The sequence below is a fragment of the Flavobacterium psychrotolerans genome, assembly GCF_003097635.1.
In the GTDB taxonomy this organism is placed as follows: domain Bacteria; phylum Bacteroidota; class Bacteroidia; order Flavobacteriales; family Flavobacteriaceae; genus Flavobacterium; species Flavobacterium psychrotolerans.
This window is the reverse complement of sequence record NZ_QCZI01000016.1, coordinates 1-16,953: the sequence shown is the minus strand read 5'-3', so window position 1 is coordinate 16,953 and position 16,953 is coordinate 1. Positions and strand designations below refer to the sequence as shown.

The window sequence follows — 16,953 nt, the reverse complement described above, 5'->3', positions numbered from 1 at the left end:
ATTACAAGTCTAATTTTTTTATCAAAATACAAGCATTATGTCCGCCAAAACCAAAAGTATTGCTCATTACCACTTTCATATCCCTTTTTTGAGCTTTATTGAATGTGAAGTTCAATCTTGGGTCAATATTTTCGTCATCTGTGAAATGATTAATTGTAGGAGGGACCATACCGTGTTTCATGGCAAGAATGCAAGAAATGGTCTCTATTGCACCTGCCGCTCCAAGTAAATGTCCTGTCATAGATTTTGTTGAATTCAAATTCATAGAATATGCATGTTCTCCAAAAACATGAAGAATAGCTTTGCTTTCTGCCATGTCGCCAAGAGGAGTAGAAGTACCGTGCATATTTACGCCGTCAACATCAGTAGGTTTTAACCCTGCGTCTCTTAAACAGTTAAACATTACATTTTTTGCGCCCAGTCCTTCTGGATGTGGAGCTGTAATATGATAGGCATCGGCAGACATTCCTCCTCCGCCAATTTCGCAATATATGTTAGCACCACGAGCTATGGCGTGTTCATATTCTTCAAGGATTAAAGCGCCAGCACCTTCGCCTAGGATAAAACCGTCACGATCTTTGTCCATCGGTCTAGAAGCTGTTTTAGGATCGTCATTTCGGGTTGATAAAGCATGCATCGCATTAAACCCACCCATCCCAGCAATAGTCACTGCTGCTTCAGACCCTCCTGTCACCATAACGTCGGCATGACCTAAACGAATGTAATTAAAAGCATCAATCATTGCGTTTGTTGAAGAAGCACAAGCGGAAACTGTTGTGAAATTAGGCCCTCTAAAACCATATTTTATTGAAATATGACCGCCAGCAATATCAGCAATCATTTTTGGGATGAAGAAAGGGTTAAATTTTGGGACGCCATTTCCACGAGTAAATTCCATTACCTCTTGTTGAAAAGTTTCTAAACCGCCAATTCCAGAACCCCAAATTACTCCAACTCTGTCTTTGTCTAATGTTTCAAAATTAAAATTGGCATCTTTCACAGCCTCTTCAGATGAAACCATAGCATATTGTGCGTATTTGTCCATTTTTCGAGCCTCTTTTCGGTCTAAAAAATCTTCGATGTTGAAATTTTTTAATTCGCAGGCAAATTTGGTTTTGAAATGAGTAGTGTCAAAATAAGTTATTGGTGCGGCTCCACTAACACCGTTAATAAGACCGTTCCAATATTCTTGAATATTATTTCCAATAGGAGTAAGAGCACCTAAACCTGTTACAACAACTCGCCTTAATTCCATGTGTATCTTTTTATTGAATTTAAACAAATAATACCTATGCTTTCTTCTATGTTAAAATCATAAAAAGCCATAGGTATTACAATAAATTATAGTAGTGATTGAAATACAATCAGTGATTTTAATTTTAAAAAAATAATAACACCCGTATGCATAAAATGGATACGGGTGTGAATTTATTATTTTTTTGCTTCTTCGATGTAAGAAATAGCTTGACCAACAGTAGCGATGTTTTCTGCTTGATCATCTGGAATTTGAATGTCAAATTCTTTTTCGAACTCCATGATAAGCTCAACAGTGTCTAATGAATCGGCTCCTAAATCGTTTGTGAAGCTTGCTTCTGTTACAACTTCGTTTTCGTCAACGCCTAATTTGTCTACGATAATCGCTTTAACTCTTGATGCAATGTCTGACATAATCTTTAATTTTAAATTTAATTTGTTGGCAAAAATAAAAAACTTTATTTTAAAACAACCTTTTAGTTAATAAATATGTCCACGAATTTAAAAAAAAATATTAACAAAGGCATCCAAATTTTATTTATTATCATTTATTATTCTTTTTTTTGCGTAATACTAATTATAGGATAAATGAAAAACATCGTACTATTTGCTTCCGGATCGGGCACGAATGCCGAAAACATCATATTACATTTCAAAAATAGTAACCATGCAAATGTTGTTGCTGTTTTTTGTAACAATCCTAGCGCCAAGGTATTAGAAAGAGCAAAAAATCACGGAGTTCCAACGGTTCTTTTTTCAAGAGAAGATTTAAAATCGGAATTAATCCTACATAAACTGAATGCTTTTCGTCCTGATTTAATTGTGCTTGCTGGTTTTTTATTGCACTTACCCCCAGTAATTATCAAAAGATATTCTAATAAAATAATAAATATTCATCCTGCCTTGTTGCCTAAATATGGAGGTAAAGGAATGTATGGTATGAATGTGCATAAAGCAGTTTTAGAAGAAACAGAAACAGAAACAGGAATTACCATTCATTATGTGAATGAACACTACGATGAAGGTAAAATTATTTTTCAGAAAAGTGTTTCGGTAGAGGATTGTAAAACGGCTGAAGAAATTGCGGTAAAAATTCATGAATTGGAGCAGCGTTATTTCCCAGAAGTAATCGAAAGATTGTTAATTTAATTTAAACGGCTTAGATTTTCTGACCTAAAAATTGGAGTCGAAGTAATCTTAACTAAGTCTAAAAAGTCTAAAATGTCTCATCAAGTACATATCTATACAGATGGCGCTGCTAAAGGGAATCCGGGTAACGGTGGGTATGGGGTGGTTATGGAACTTGTTGGAACGCCACATAAAAAAGAATTTTACGAAGGATTTCGGCATACCACAAATAATCGAATGGAATTGTTAGCTGTTATCGTTGGCTTGGAAAAATTAAAAAATCCTAATATGAGAGTTTTAGTGGTTTCCGATTCCAAATATGTGGTTGATTCGGTCGAGAAAAAATGGGTTTTAGGTTGGGAGAAAAAAGGATTTGTAGACAGGAAAAATTCCGATTTATGGAAACGGTTCCTGAAAATCTACAGAAAACACCAGGTCGATTTTAAATGGATTAAAGGGCACAACAATCATCCGCAAAACGAGCGTTGTGATGAACTGGCGGTTATGGCCTCGATGCAAAAGACACTTTCGGTAGATGAATTTTATGAAAAGGAAGAGGGGAAGTTGTTATGAGAAACTTTGCAAGTTTCAACTTTTGCAAATTTGCAACTTATAAAGTATCTTTGCCCCTTAATTCGAAACTCAAAAAACGGAATGAGTATAAAATATTCTTTTAACATCGAATGTTGCTATGTAAATTCCATATTCTATTAAAAAAACAAATACCATTTACGTATGAATAAATTATTGATTGTTGGAACCGTTGCTTTCGACGCTATTGAAACTCCTTTTGGAAAAACCGACAAAATTTTAGGCGGTGCAGGTACTTTTATAGGGCTTTCTGCCTCTTTTTTCGATTTGAAATCGGCGATTGTTTCGGTTGTCGGGGACGATTTCCCACAAGAATATTTAGATTTATTAACGGCAAGAAACATCGATATTTCTGGTCTTGAAGTTGTAAAAGGAGGAAAAACCTTTTTCTGGAGTGGTCGTTACCACAACGATTTGAATTCAAGAGACACCTTGATTACAGAATTAAATGTTTTGGCCGATTTTCAGCCAAAAGTTCCCCAAAATTTTAAAGATGCCGATGTGGTGATGCTAGGGAATTTACATCCATTGGTACAAAGTAGTGTTTTGGATCAGATGGAAGCGAAACCAAAATTAGTGTTACTTGACACGATGAACTTTTGGATGGACTGTGCCTTGCCAGAATTATTGGAAGTAATAAAACGAGTTGACGTCATTACAATCAACGACGAAGAAGCGCGACAATTATCAGGAGAATACTCCTTAGTAAAAGCGGCAGCAAAAATCCATACGATGGGACCAAAATATGTCGTAATCAAAAAAGGAGAACATGGGGCGTTATTGTTTCACGGGAAAGAAATTTTCTTTGCTCCGGCTTTACCTTTAGAAGAGGTTTTTGATCCAACGGGTGCCGGTGATACTTTTGCTGGAGGATTTGCCGGATTTATTACGCAAAGCGAAAATACTTCTTTCGAAAACATGAAAAATGCAATCATATATGGATCTAATTTGGCTTCTTTTTGTGTCGAAAAATTTGGAACCGAAAGAATGCTCAATCTTGATAAAGTGGAGGTGTTGGAAAGATTGCAACAGTTTAAATCGCTAACACAATTTGAGATAATACAATAATTGACACTATAAGCCTCGGAAACGGGGCTTTTTTTGTTAAATAAACGATCAAGAATAAATAAATTTATTCAAATTAAAAATGGATAAATGACCCTATTGCAAGTCATCGTTGCTTGGCATATTTTTTGCAATCGGAAAGATTAAAATAATTAACTACAAACAACTACAACACAATGAGCGACGCAATTAAACATGAATGTGGGATTGCCCTTTTAAGATTAAAAAAACCGTTAGAATTCTACAAGGAAAAATACGGTTCAGCATTCTACGGGATACAAAAAATGTATCTTCTGATGGAAAAACAGCATAATCGGGGACAAGACGGAGCGGGTTTTGCCAGCATCAAACTTGATGTAGAACCCGGAGAACGATACATTAGCCGTGTGCGTTCTAACGACGCTCAACCCATTCAAGACGTCTTTGCACAAATCAATGATAGAATCAATGAGGAAATGGCTTCCCATCCCGAATATGCCGATAATGTGGCATTGCAAAAAGCAAATATACCCTACATAGGAGAGCTTTTCTTGGGTCACGTACGTTATGGAACCTTTGGAAAAAACAGTATTGAAAGCGTGCATCCCTTTTTGCGTCAGAATAATTGGATGCACCGAAACCTGATTTTGGCTGGAAATTTCAATATGACCAACGTAAAAGAGCTTTTCAGTAGCTTGGTGGAAATAGGGCAGCACCCCAAAGAGATGGCCGACACGGTAACCGTAATGGAAAAAATAGGTCACTTTCTTGATGATGAAGTGACCGATTTGTATCAAGAATGCAAAAACAATGGATTCTCAAAAAGGGAGGCTTCTCCAATTATTGCTGAAAAATTAGATATTGCCAAAATTTTGACAAGAGCTTCTAAAAATTTAGATGGAGGTTATGCTATGGTGGGACTTTTAGGGCATGGTGATGCTTTTGTTTTTAGAGATCCGGCAGGAATTCGTCCCGCTTATTTTTATCAGGATGATGAAATTGTAGTAGTCGCTTCGGAAAGGCCGGTAATACAAACAGTTTTCAATGTAGATTTTGAAAAAGTGCAAGAATTACAACCCGGAAACGCATTAATCATCAAAAAAAATGGCAACGTAACCGAAAAAGAAATTCTTCCCCCAACCATAAAAAAAGCATGTTCCTTCGAAAGAATTTATTTTTCACGAGGTAGTGATGCCGAGATTTATCAAGAGCGAAAAAAACTCGGGAAATTAATTCTTCCGGCAGTTCTGGATGCGATTGATAACGATACAGACAACACCGTTTTTTCGTATATTCCAAATACAGCAGAAACTTCTTTCTATGGAATGGTTGAAGCGGCCCAAGATTTTTTGAACCAAAGAAAAAACACGTTCATTCTCAAAAACCGAAAAACGTTAACCAAAGAAAAACTTGAGGAAATCCTTTCGGTAAAAATTAGAACCGAAAAAGTGGCTATCAAAGATGCAAAACTGCGAACTTTCATTACAGAGGACAGCAGTCGCGATGATTTAGTTGCTCACGTGTATGATGTAACATATGGTGTTATAAAACCAACCGACAATTTGGTGATTATTGATGACAGTATCGTTCGCGGAACTACCCTCAAAATGAGTATCATCAAAATGATGGATCGATTAAAGCCTAAAAGCATCATTATTGTATCCTCGGCACCACAAATTCGGTACCCAGATTGTTATGGAATTGACATGGCAAAACTGGAAGGATTGGTTGCTTTTAGAGCTGCCTTAGAATTATTAAAAGAAAGAAACTTGTATCATATTGTTGATGCCGTTTATACCAAGTGTAAAGAACAAGAACATTTAAAAGATAACGCATTGGTAAATTATGTGACCGAAATTTATGCGCCTTTTCAACCACAAGAAGTTTCAGATAAAATTGCAACCATGTTGAGTTCACCTGAGATAAAAGCAGAAGTGAAAATTATTTTTCAAACGGTTGAAGATTTACATATTGCCTGCCCAAAAAATTTAGGAGATTGGTATTTTACAGGGGATTATCCAACTCCTGGAGGAAACCGCGTTGTGAGCAGAGCTTTTATGAATTTTTACGAAGGAAAAGATGCTAGAGCATATTGAAACACATTGAAATTGCACTTTATCGAGTTTTTAGGTGTTTCAACCAATTTATTTGCTAAACAACCTATGACATTATAAATTTACTCCGCCATATATAGTAGGTTAAGTTTATGGTAGATTTGGGGCAAAAAGGGCGAAAGAAATTCCGCCCTTTTTATTGGAATTTTTTAGAGATAATAGATTGAGAGACATAAAGATAATAGATAAAAAAATAGACGGACAAACTCATTAAGTATATCCGTCTATTGTCTAAAAAACGATTGTCTAAAAAAGACTATTTCTCTAAAGCATATCTTTTGGATACTTCAACCCAGTTAATTACATTAAAAAAAGCTTCAACATAATCGGGTCTTCTGTTTTGGTAATTTAAATAGTAAGCGTGTTCCCACACATCCATACCTAAAATTGGAGTTCCGCCACAACCTACTCCAGGCATTAGTGGATTATCCTGATTTGGTGTTCCGCAAATGTCCAGTTTTCCTCCTTTATGAACACAAAGCCAGGCCCATCCTGATCCAAATTGTGTAATACCCGCTTTGCTGAATCGTGCTTTAAATTCTTCAAAAGAGTCAAAAGCACTTTCGATAGCAGCCAGCAAATCTCCGGTAGGAAGTCCGCCACCATTGGGAGTCATTACAGTCCAATACAAATTATGGTTGTAAAAACCACCACCGTTATTACGAACCGCCATGTTTTTCATATCCAGATTGATCAAAACATTTTCGATCGTCTTACCTTCCATGTCGGTACCGGCAATAGCTGCATTAACATTTGTAATGTACGCATTGTGATGCTTTGTATGATGAATTTCCATCGTTCGTGCATCAATATAAGGTTCTAATGCGTCATACGCATAAGGTAATTGTGGTAATTCAAAAGCCATAGTATAATTGTTTTAGTGATTTATAAATATTTTATTCAAAAATAAACATTTAACTTTGGAATTGGTAATTCTATTTCGTTATAATTGTATTAAATAAATTGATGATATGATAACGTAGTGCTGAGCTTGTCGAAGTGAGGAGCTATTTCCCGCTTTCTGTTACAATCTTTTCCTGGCTAAAGAAGCCAGAAAAAGGATTTTCACTTTAATCGGGGCTAGTGCGTTCGGAGTAAAGGAAATCTGAAATTTAAAATCGTTATAAGAGCCAAAATGGCGAACAGGCGGAGCAATCTTCAATCAAAAATCTAAATGCAAAGACCATCATTTTCCATATACGACGCATCGGCAGGTTCCGGAAAAACCTATGCACTCGTCAAAGAATACCTTAAAATCATTTTGGTTGCCCATAAAAACGATGCCTATCGTAATATTCTTGCCATTACGTTTACCAACAAAGCGGTTCATGAAATGAAAAGCAGAATAGTGGGTAGTTTATCTGAATTTGCTAAAGACGAACCAAGCACTAAAGCCGAAGATTTAATGAAAGATTTGGCTATTGAAACCCAACTTTCGATCATTCAAATCAAATCAAAATCACAACAAATCATCAAGCATATTATTCATAATTATGCTGCTTTTGATATTTCTACCATCGATAAATTTACGCACAAAGTTATTCGTGCTTTTGCCCATGATTTAAATTTACCAATGACTTTTGAGGTGACTTTGGACACTGAAAATCTTTTAACAGAAGCCGTTGACGCTATCATTGCACAAGCCGGCGAAGATGAAGTTCTGACAAAATTGTTGGTAGATTTTACCATGGAAAAAACCGACGATGACAAAAGTTGGGATATTTCCAGAGAAATTCTCGAAACGGGACGATTGGTTTTGAATGAAAATAATCGAAATGAAATCACTCATTTTCAAGATAAATCCATCACGGATTTTTTAACAATTAAAACAAAACTAAATAAGCTTTATATAGATTTAGAAAAGGAAAATGTTGAATTTGCTAACGAAGCACTTTTGTTTATTGAGAAAAATGGGATTGACCCAAAATCATTTTCAAGAGGAACGTTTCCAAATCATCTTCAAAGTATTTCTGATGGAAAATTCAATCCTAAAAATAAAATGTTTCGGGAGTTTGAAGATGTTTCAATCAATAAAACGGCGAAAGACACCGCAATTATAGAAAGTATTATCCCTGATTTATTGCAAACTCTAGATGCGATTTATAAAAACTTTGAAAAGAGAGATTTCTATAAAGCTTTCCTAAAAAACATCACGCCATTATCTTTATTAAATACGGTTAGCAATGAGTTGGCTAAAATTCAAAAGGAACAAAATGTACTTTCTATTGCCGAATTTAATGCCATTATTTATAGGGAAATCCAGAATCAGCCTGCGCCTTTTATTTACGAACGATTAGGGGAACGGTACCGCCATTTTTTTATAGATGAATTTCAGGATACTTCTGAAATGCAATGGCAAAATTTGATTCCATTAATTGACAATGCAACTTCAAGCGAAATTGACGGAGAAAAAGGAACTTTGATGATTGTAGGCGACCCTAAACAGTCCATTTATCGATGGCGAGGTGGGAAAGCAGAGCAGTTTATTGAGTTAAGCAAAGACAACAATCCGTTTAATAATCCCGAAAAAGTTTTAGAGCATTTAGACAAAAACTATCGCAGTTATTCTCAAATTATTGATTTTAACAATGCGTTTTTTCAATTACTTTCTTCTGAATTTGAAAATGCGGATTATAAAGATTTGTACAAAAATCACAGTCATCAAAAAACGAATGATAAAAAAGGCGGCTATGTAAATATTTCATTTCTTCCGGAAACTGATCCGAATGAAGGTGACGAAGAGGCGCTAGACAAAACGGAACAATATTTACTAGCGACATTAAACACAATTCAAAAAGTTAAACAGCAAGGTTTTGAATATAAAGAGATGGTGATTTTGACTAGAAAGCGAAGTCAAGGCATTGCGATTGCTAATTATTTGACCGAGCAGCGCATTCCACTATTGTCATCAGAAACTTTAATGATACAAAATGCTACCGAAGTTCGGTTTATTATTCAAGTATTAAAATATTTAAAAAACAATTCCGATTTAGAAGCTAAAGCCCATTTTTTACTTTATATAGCTGAATTTATTCAGGATAAAATGCCTGTTCACGACTTTATTGCCATGGGAATGGAAGAACAGCATGAACAAGCTTTTGAAAATTGGCTAATGAGTTTTGATATTTTACTTTCATTTCAAGACATCCGAAAAAAATCTCTGTATGAAGCTGTTGAAATCATAGTGAGTAAATTCCTATCCCCAACCCTTTCCAAAGGAAAGGGAGACAATGTGGCAAATCGTGCGGATGATAAAGGTAAGGTATTAGGATACATGACTGGGGGTAATTATTCTCATTTGTTGATAGAAAAAGCTCAAGAAATGAGGAAAAACCCAACTGATGCCGAAAAAATATTATGGTCAGAAATAAAATCTAAATCTTTGGATTACAAGTTTAGACAACAACATCTTATAGATAGTTTTATTGTTGATTTTGTTTGTTTGTCTCAAAAATTGGTAATTGAAGTTGATGGAGAATACCATTTAACACAGGAGCAAATACAATTAGACAATGAAAGAACGATTGTATTGAATAATTTAGGTTATAAATTAATTCGATTTACGAACAAGCAAGTAATAGAAAATGTTTCGGAGGTATTAGAAAAAATAAAGCAAGAATTGAGCTTACAAGAAGAAATTTTAAATTCTAGTTCACCAGTTTCGGCTCCCGCCCCTTCGGGGAGGGTCGGGTCGGGGAATGCTTACGTTCAATATTTCCTCGATATAGTTCTGGAGCGGGATGTTCGAAACCAAGCTGGAATTTCTGATTTCTTGAATTATTGGGACAAGAATGCAGAGAAATTTAGTATTCCGTCTCCTGAAGGGAAAAATGCTGTTCGGATAATGACTATTCATAAATCAAAAGGATTGGAATTTCCAGTTGTGATTTTGCCCTTTGCAGATGAGGATTATAGCAGGAAACCCAAAGACAAATTGTGGCTGAATGCCGAAGTGGAAGTTTTCGGCTTGCCTAAAGTTTTGATAGATAACAGCAGTGCAGTAGAAGGTTATGGAGAAGTAGCCAAATTAGTTTACGATCAGAAAAAACAAGAAGAATTACTGGATAATATTAATGTTTTGTATGTGGCATTAACACGAGCCGAGGAACAATTATACATTATTTCGCAAATGATTAAACCTAAAAAAGATGGGGATTATCCTGCTAATATGGCTTCGTTTTTTATTAGATATTTGATTAGGAGTCATGTTTTTGAAGAAGAAAAATTGGAGTACGAATTTGGAACTCCAGCAAAACTCTCGTCAGAAAACAAAAAAATAGATGAGGTTAAAGCCATTGCTCTAGTCCGTGAAATTTTAAATCCTAAAAACATTAAAATTGCCCAAAGAGAGGCCTTAATGTGGGGAACGCACCAGCAGGAAGCTATAGAATACGGTAATGTAGTGCATGAAATATTATCTTATGTAAAAACAAAAAGCGATGTCGATTTGGCAATTACTAAAGCTGTTGAAGGGGGATTAATTACTTTCGGCCAAAAAAATATTGTTTTCAAAACCATCCAGAACATTGTCAATCATCAGGAGTTGGAAAATTATTTTTCGGAAGAGAATATAGTGTGGAATGAACAAACCATCATACAAAAAGAAGGGAAAACGATTAAGCCGGACCGAATGGTTTTAACAAAAGACAATGAGATTTTTTTGTTGGATTACAAAACAGGAACACACAATTCTAAATATCAATTACAATTGGAAAATTACCAAAATGCTATTGAAAAAATGGGTTATAAAGTTGCGAAAAAGGCACTCATATATATAGGACAGCAAATTAATGTCATAAATTTTTGAAAATATCGGAAGTGCCACTTAGTTTTAATAAATAGGCATAAACATCATATAAATTAGAAAAAATGTACGGAAAAATAAAAGAATACCTGCAAGAAGAACTTCAAACGATTGAAGGTAACGGGATTTTTAAAAAAGAAAGAATTATCATTTCGCCGCAAGGGCCAGAAATTACTATTTCGACGGGAGAGAAAGTTTTGAATTTTTGTTCCAATAATTATCTCGGATTATCATCACATCCGGAAGTGATTCAGGCCGCTAAAGACACTTTAGATACCCATGGTTTCGGAATGTCATCTGTTCGTTTTATTTGTGGAACGCAGGACATTCATAAAACATTAGAAAAAAAAATCTCTAATTTTTATGGAACCGAAGATACGATCCTATATGCTGCAGCTTTTGATGCCAATGGTGGTGTTTTTGAGCCCTTGTTAGGCGAAAATGACGCAATAATTTCTGATAGTCTAAATCATGCTTCTATAATTGATGGTGTTCGTTTGTGTAAGGCAGCACGTTATCGGTATGAAAATAGCAATATGGAAGATTTGGAACAACAATTAATCAAAGCCAATGAAGCAGGAGCCCGCTTTAAATTAATTGTTACCGATGGCGTTTTTTCTATGGACGGTGTTGTTGCTCCATTGGATAGAATATGTGACTTAGCCGAGAATTATGACGCCATGGTTATGGTGGACGAGTGTCATGCGGCTGGATTTATTGGTGCAACCGGAAAAGGGACACTTGAAGCTAAAGGTGTAATGGGAAGGGTAGATATCATAACGGGTACCTTGGGGAAAGCCCTTGGAGGAGCCATGGGAGGGTATACTACTGCTAAAAAAGAAATTATTGAATTGTTACGTCAACGTTCCAGACCCTATTTGTTTTCAAATTCATTGGCGCCGGCAATTGTTGGAGCCTCTATCAAGGTTTTTGAATTGTTGGAAAAAAATACCTCTTTGCGAGATAAATTGGAATGGAACACCAATTATTTCAAGGCTGGAATGAAAAAAGCAGGTTTTGACATCGTTGAGGGTGATTCTGCGATTGTCCCTGTAATGCTTTATGATGCGAAATTGGCTCAAACTATGGCAAATGAGCTTTTGATAAAAGGAATTTATGTTATTGGGTTCTTTTTTCCAGTAGTTCCAAAAGACAAAGCTAGAATTAGGGTACAACTCTCCGCTGTTCATACTACGGAACATTTGGACAAATGTATTTTAGCATTTATTGAGGTGGGAAAAATGTTAAAAGTTATATAATTCCCATTTTTTGGGGCTTTTTATTGTTTTTTTTAACATTTCGTTTTGTAGTTAAAAAATTACGTATTACTTTTGCTCCCATAATTATTGTAATCTAAACAAAATTTAAGTATGAAACATCTTAACAAATTATTTTCTGTTGTGTTATTGCTTGTTGGACTTAGTTCACAGGCACAAGACAGCAACAACCCATGGGCTGTGACTTTTGGGGTTAATGCGGTAGACACAAGAGTGAGTGCTGCTTCGAAAATTGGGGATAAAATTTCTCAAGTATTTAATGCAAAAGACAATTGGAATGTTCTTCCATCTGTGTCTTATTTGAACGTTTCTAAAAACGTTGGAGGTAATTTCTCTTTCGGAGTGACAGGTTCTGTGAACAAAATTAAAAAATATGTTCTTGAACGTACAACAATTCCTGGTGATTATGCAGTAGTTAATCCTGGTGATTTAAGCTACTATGCTGCAGATGGTATCATTAAATACAGTTTTAAGGAAGCTTTAGGTTCTAAAGTAATTGACCCTTCGGTTCATATTGGTGGAGGATATACTTTTTTTGGAGATAATAGTTATGGAACTGCAAATGGTGGAGTAGGTTTGACTTTCTGGTTTACCGACATGGTTGGTTTGTCCCTTCAGTCTACTTTGAAATATTCATTTGATGATAAATCAATAAGAACTCCAGAATCAGGTGTTCCGACTCTTTTTCAACATTTCGCAGGTCTTACTTTCAAATTTGGAGGTAAAGATACAGACGGTGATGGTATCTACGATAAAGATGATGCTTGTCCAGAAGTTGCTGGTTTGAAACAATTCAAAGGTTGTCCTGATACTGACGGAGACGGAATCGTTGACGGAAGTGATTCTTGTCCAGAAATTGCTGGTTTGGCTGAATTCCAAGGTTGTCCTGATACTGATGGAGACGGAATTGCTGATAAAGATGATGCTTGTCCAGAAGTTGCTGGTCCAAAATCATTAAATGGTTGTCCTGATGCTGACGGAGATGGTGTTGCTGATAAATCTGACAAATGTCCACAAGTTAAAGGACCAGCTGAAAATGCAGGTTGTCCTTGGCCAGATACTGACGGAGACGGTGTTTTAGATAAAGATGATAAATGTATTGATGTTAAAGGTACTGTTGCAAACAACGGTTGTCCTGAAATTTCTCAAGAGTTAATCTTGAAATTAAACGCTTACGCTAAAACAATTTTGTTTAACAGTGGTAAAGCTTCTTTCCAAAAACAAACTTTCCCTGTATTACAGTCTATTGCTGCAATCTTAAAAGAATATCCTTCTGCTAGATTCAGTATTGAAGGTCACACTGATAACAGTGGTAAGCCTGCATCTAACATGAAATTATCTGTTGATAGAGCAAGTGCAGTTAAAAATTACTTAATTGAAAATGGTATTGCTGCTGATAGATTAATGTCTGCTGGTTATGGTCAAACTAAACCAATTGACACTAATAAAACTAAAGCTGGTAAAGCTAATAACAGAAGAGTAGAAGTGAATTTAATTAAATAATTTTCTCTCAAAATATTTTTTAAAAACGCCCCAATTTATCGGGGCGTTTTTTTATTTTTATAGAATGACAAATACTTCTTTTTTAGATAAAATAGCACAAGTTATAATTGAAAATCACTCGGACAATTTATCAAACACGATCGTGGTTTTGCCTAACAAGCGCGCCAAAGTATTTTTGATTGAAGCACTCAAAAATCAAGTTGAAAACAATATTTTCTCCCCTGAAATAAGTAGTATTGAAGATTTTGTTCAGGAAATATCAGGCATTCGTTCTGTTGATCCCATAGAATTGTTATTTGAGTTTTATGAAGTCTACTTGTCTATTACGGCAAAAGAAAATCAACAAACTTTTGAACTTTTTGCTAATTGGGCCAAAACCCTTTTGCAGGATTTTAATGAAATTGACCGTTATTTATTGGATCCTTCTCATGTTCTTTCTTATCTGAAAGATATTGAGGACATCAAAAAATGGGGGATTGAAGTCGAAAACAAAACCCAATTACTGGAAAATTACATCGACTTTTGGAAATTATTGCCACATTATTATCAATCCCTTTATGATCATTTGCTAAAAAAAGGAATTGGGTATCAAGGTCTGATTTATCGGGAAGCCGTGAAAAATTTGAATCATTTTTCTAATTCCGTTAATGAGAAGAATTTCATTTTTGCGGGTTTCAATGCATTGAATGCCGCCGAGGAAAAAATAATTCAGTATCTCATTGCATCCGACCAAGCTAAAATATATTGGGATGCAGATCAAACCTTCTTGAACGACACCTATCACGATGCGGGTTTGTTCCTTCGCCGCTTTAAGGAAAGTTGGAAACACTACAAGTCAAATCCATTTGAATGGATTGTGGACGATTTTTCGCAAACTAAAAACATTCAAGTTATTGGTACACCCAAAACGATTGGTCAAGCTAAAATAACCGGAAGCATTATTGAAAACATCATCAATTCCAATCCTAATACTGCATTAGATAATGTCGCTATCGTTCTTGGTGAAGAAAATCTTTTGGTACCACTATTGTATTCTTTGCCTTCTTCTGTTGGTGCTTTGAATATTACGATGGGATATTCGAGCAAGAATAACCCTGCTCAAATTTTGATTGCCAAATTGTTTAAAATGCACACCAATGCCTTGTCAAGAAGCGGCAATAGTTATGTGTTGTATTATAAAGATGTTTTGGATATTTTGACTCATCCCTTGGTGGAGCCGTATGCCAAAACGGGCGACGTGGTGCGAATAATTAATCAAAATAATTATACTTTTATCACTCATCATAAATTGACGGAATTAAATGCAATTCCTAGCGATTTGTTTACGCTTTTATTCCAGAAATGGGAAAACGGTTCGATAATGGTTTTACAATCTATTTCTGATTTATTGCAAACGATTAAAGGCAATTTGAGCAACGACAATGAGGAAGAGAAAATCACCAAAGCTTTTGTATTTGCTATTTTTAAGGTCATTAATAAACTCATCAATTACTATTCTAAGCACGAACACATTGATAAAATAGATACGCTGCATGCCATTTACAAACAGGTTATTGACTTGGCCGAAGTTTCCTTTGAAGGCGAGCCTTTGAATGGTTTGCAGATTATGGGGGTTTTGGAAAGCCGAGTGCTAGATTTTGAAACCGTGATTGTCACCTCGATGAATGAAGGTAAATTCCCTGCTGGTAAATCGCAAAATTCCTTTATTCCGTATGATGTGAAAAGGGAATTGGGTCTGCCTACTTTCAAAGAAAAGGATGCCATTTACACGTATCATTTTTATCACTTGTTACAACGAGCCAAGAATATTTATTTGTTGTACAACACCGAAAGTGAAGGTTTGGATGCTGGTGAGAAAAGCCGGTTTATCACACAACTGGAAGTCGAAAAGCAACCGAATCATGTATTAACGCACGAGATTTATAATGCGGTTTTACCGGAAACGGCTTATCAGCCCATGGTGATTCCGAAATCGGAAAGTGTCATGTTGCGGTTGAAAGATATAGCCGAGAATGGATTTTCACCTTCTGCTTTGACCAGTTATATCCGTAACCCGATTGATTTTTATTTCCAAAAGATATTGCGCATCCGAGAAGTCGAAGAAGTGGAAGAAAACATAGCGCTTAACACGCTTGGGACAATTATTCACGAGACTTTAAAAGTCTTGTATGATCCTTTTGTAGGGAAGTTTGTTTCTGAAAATGACCTTGCTAACTGTTTTGAAGGAATTGATGCCGAAGTGTTAAAACAATTTAAGCTCGTTTATAAAGAAGGCGAAATCAAAAAAGGGAGAAATTTATTAGCCTTTGAAGTCGCTAAACGCAATGTCTTCAATTTCTTGAAAGTAGAATTAGAAAGTGTCAAAAATGGTGATGCTTTTAAAATCATAGCTTTGGAAAAACGTTTTGAGCGAATTTTGGAACATGCTAGTTTGCCTTTTCCAGTTAAAATTGGAGGTTCAGTAGATCGTATTGAAGAACGAAATGGAATTATCCGAATTATTGACTACAAAACCGGAAAAGTTGAAAAAGGGAATGTAACGCTTAAATCGTGGAAGGGGCTGACTGAGGATATCAAAAACGATAAAATCATTCAGATTTTGGCCTATGCCTATATGTATGAGGAAATTGCCAACGGTAAGGCTGTAGAGGCCGGAATTATTTCATTCAAAAATTTAAAGTCGGGTTTTTTACCTTTTAATTTTAAGGAGGGAAAAGAAGGGAATTCAATGATTAATGCTGAAGTATTGGAGGAATACTTGGAACAAATTGTGCTTTTATTGAAGGAGATCTTGGATGAGGAAAAGCCGTTTGAAGAGAAAATATAAAATTATCAACCATCAAAAAAATAGCCAACATTTTCGAATTTTATAAAAGTACATTAACTATTAATTTGGCGTTATGTGTTTTGACATTGTTTTTTGGTGGTGTGGAAACTTTTTTAATTGTTTTTTTAACCTTTGGATTTATAACAAGTCTTGTGGCTAAAGAAATATACCAGAAAAATGAATATTTATTTTATCTTAATAATGGAATTTCCAAAATGCAGCTACTCCTGATTAGTTCATTATTTAATGTCCTATTCGAAATTTTGGGAATTCTATTTTTATATCTAATGAGCCATTTATTTTGAAGATGAATCTGTTAGAAATAGATAGTATCCAACCCGTTGGGTGTAATTATTTGAAGTAGAAAATATTGGCTAGATATTGGTCAAGATACTGAAATTCAGTATCTTG

General features: G+C 35.3%; 11 protein-coding genes. 8 read left to right on the top strand and 3 right to left on the bottom strand.

What is annotated here, in order from left to right; translation table 11 throughout:
• Position 1 precedes the first annotated feature (1 nt).
• Both fabF and DB895_RS11695 read right to left on the bottom strand, forming a co-directional pair.
• Positions 2 to 1,255 (bottom strand): beta-ketoacyl-ACP synthase II, encoded by a 1,254-nt coding sequence (fabF, locus tag DB895_RS11700; RefSeq protein ID WP_116725553.1) that lies wholly within the window; start codon positions 1,253 to 1,255, stop codon positions 2 to 4.
• A gap of 176 nt (positions 1,256 to 1,431) precedes the next feature.
• Positions 1,432 to 1,668 (bottom strand): acyl carrier protein, encoded by a 237-nt coding sequence (locus DB895_RS11695; protein ID WP_007137004.1) that lies wholly within the window; start codon positions 1,666 to 1,668, stop codon positions 1,432 to 1,434.
• Positions 1,669 to 1,842: 174 nt separating this feature from the next.
• Between DB895_RS11695 and purN the strand changes: the two genes are divergently transcribed.
• From purN to DB895_RS11675, 4 genes are all read left to right on the top strand, one after another.
• Positions 1,843 to 2,403, top strand: coding sequence for a phosphoribosylglycinamide formyltransferase (gene purN / locus DB895_RS11690; RefSeq protein WP_116725552.1), 561 nt, complete (start codon positions 1,843 to 1,845; stop codon positions 2,401 to 2,403).
• A gap of 72 nt (positions 2,404 to 2,475) precedes the next feature.
• Positions 2,476 to 2,955 carry a ribonuclease HI gene (rnhA, locus tag DB895_RS11685; RefSeq protein WP_116725551.1) on the top strand — a complete coding sequence of 160 codons (480 nt, stop codon included), beginning with the start codon at positions 2,476 to 2,478 and terminating at the stop codon, positions 2,953 to 2,955.
• Positions 2,956 to 3,117: 162 nt separating this feature from the next.
• Complete coding sequence (locus DB895_RS11680) at positions 3,118 to 4,041, top strand: PfkB family carbohydrate kinase (protein ID WP_116725550.1); 924 nt, start codon at positions 3,118 to 3,120, stop codon at positions 4,039 to 4,041.
• A 173-nt stretch (positions 4,042 to 4,214) separates the two neighbouring features.
• Entirely contained in the window at positions 4,215 to 6,113 is a 1,899-nt protein-coding gene (locus DB895_RS11675) for an amidophosphoribosyltransferase (protein ID WP_116725549.1), read from the top strand.
• A 274-nt stretch (positions 6,114 to 6,387) separates the two neighbouring features.
• On the opposite strand, the gene DB895_RS11670 is transcribed toward DB895_RS11675, so the two are convergent.
• Positions 6,388 to 6,996 carry a superoxide dismutase gene (locus DB895_RS11670; protein ID WP_116725548.1) on the bottom strand — a complete coding sequence of 203 codons (609 nt, stop codon included), beginning with the start codon at positions 6,994 to 6,996 and terminating at the stop codon, positions 6,388 to 6,390.
• A gap of 309 nt (positions 6,997 to 7,305) precedes the next feature.
• Here DB895_RS11670 and DB895_RS11665 point away from each other — a divergent pair, with 309 nt between their 5' ends.
• The 4 genes from DB895_RS11665 (at position 7,306) to DB895_RS11650 (ending at position 16,542) form a co-directional block, all read left to right on the top strand.
• Positions 7,306 to 10,938, top strand: coding sequence for a UvrD-helicase domain-containing protein (locus DB895_RS11665; protein ID WP_116725547.1), 3,633 nt, complete (start codon positions 7,306 to 7,308; stop codon positions 10,936 to 10,938).
• Positions 10,939 to 11,000: 62 nt separating this feature from the next.
• Complete coding sequence (gene kbl, locus DB895_RS11660; RefSeq protein WP_116725546.1) at positions 11,001 to 12,194, top strand: glycine C-acetyltransferase; 1,194 nt, start codon at positions 11,001 to 11,003, stop codon at positions 12,192 to 12,194.
• A gap of 111 nt (positions 12,195 to 12,305) precedes the next feature.
• Entirely contained in the window at positions 12,306 to 13,715 is a 1,410-nt protein-coding gene (locus DB895_RS11655) for an OmpA family protein (RefSeq protein ID WP_116725545.1), read from the top strand.
• 64 nt (positions 13,716 to 13,779) lie between these two features.
• The gene (locus DB895_RS11650) at positions 13,780 to 16,542 is read left to right on the top strand and encodes a PD-(D/E)XK nuclease family protein (protein ID WP_116725544.1); all 2,763 of its coding nucleotides are present in this window, start codon (positions 13,780 to 13,782) and stop codon (positions 16,540 to 16,542) included.
• The last annotated feature ends 411 nt before the right edge of the window (positions 16,543 to 16,953 follow it).

Coding starts and splice junctions, on each gene's coding strand:
- DB895_RS11650 (WP_116725544.1), top strand. CDS start 13,780: ATGACAAATACTTCTTTTTTAGATAAAATAGCACAAGTTATAATTGAA.
- rnhA (WP_116725551.1), top strand. CDS start 2,476: ATGTCTCATCAAGTACATATCTATACAGATGGCGCTGCTAAAGGGAAT.
- DB895_RS11695 (WP_007137004.1), bottom strand. CDS start 1,668: ATGTCAGACATTGCATCAAGAGTTAAAGCGATTATCGTAGACAAATTA.
- DB895_RS11665 (WP_116725547.1), top strand. CDS start 7,306: ATGCAAAGACCATCATTTTCCATATACGACGCATCGGCAGGTTCCGGA.
- DB895_RS11670 (WP_116725548.1), bottom strand. CDS start 6,996: ATGGCTTTTGAATTACCACAATTACCTTATGCGTATGACGCATTAGAA.
- DB895_RS11680 (WP_116725550.1), top strand. CDS start 3,118: ATGAATAAATTATTGATTGTTGGAACCGTTGCTTTCGACGCTATTGAA.
- purN (WP_116725552.1), top strand. CDS start 1,843: ATGAAAAACATCGTACTATTTGCTTCCGGATCGGGCACGAATGCCGAA.
- kbl (WP_116725546.1), top strand. CDS start 11,001: ATGTACGGAAAAATAAAAGAATACCTGCAAGAAGAACTTCAAACGATT.
- DB895_RS11675 (WP_116725549.1), top strand. CDS start 4,215: ATGAGCGACGCAATTAAACATGAATGTGGGATTGCCCTTTTAAGATTA.
- fabF (WP_116725553.1), bottom strand. CDS start 1,255: ATGGAATTAAGGCGAGTTGTTGTAACAGGTTTAGGTGCTCTTACTCCT.
- DB895_RS11655 (WP_116725545.1), top strand. CDS start 12,306: ATGAAACATCTTAACAAATTATTTTCTGTTGTGTTATTGCTTGTTGGA.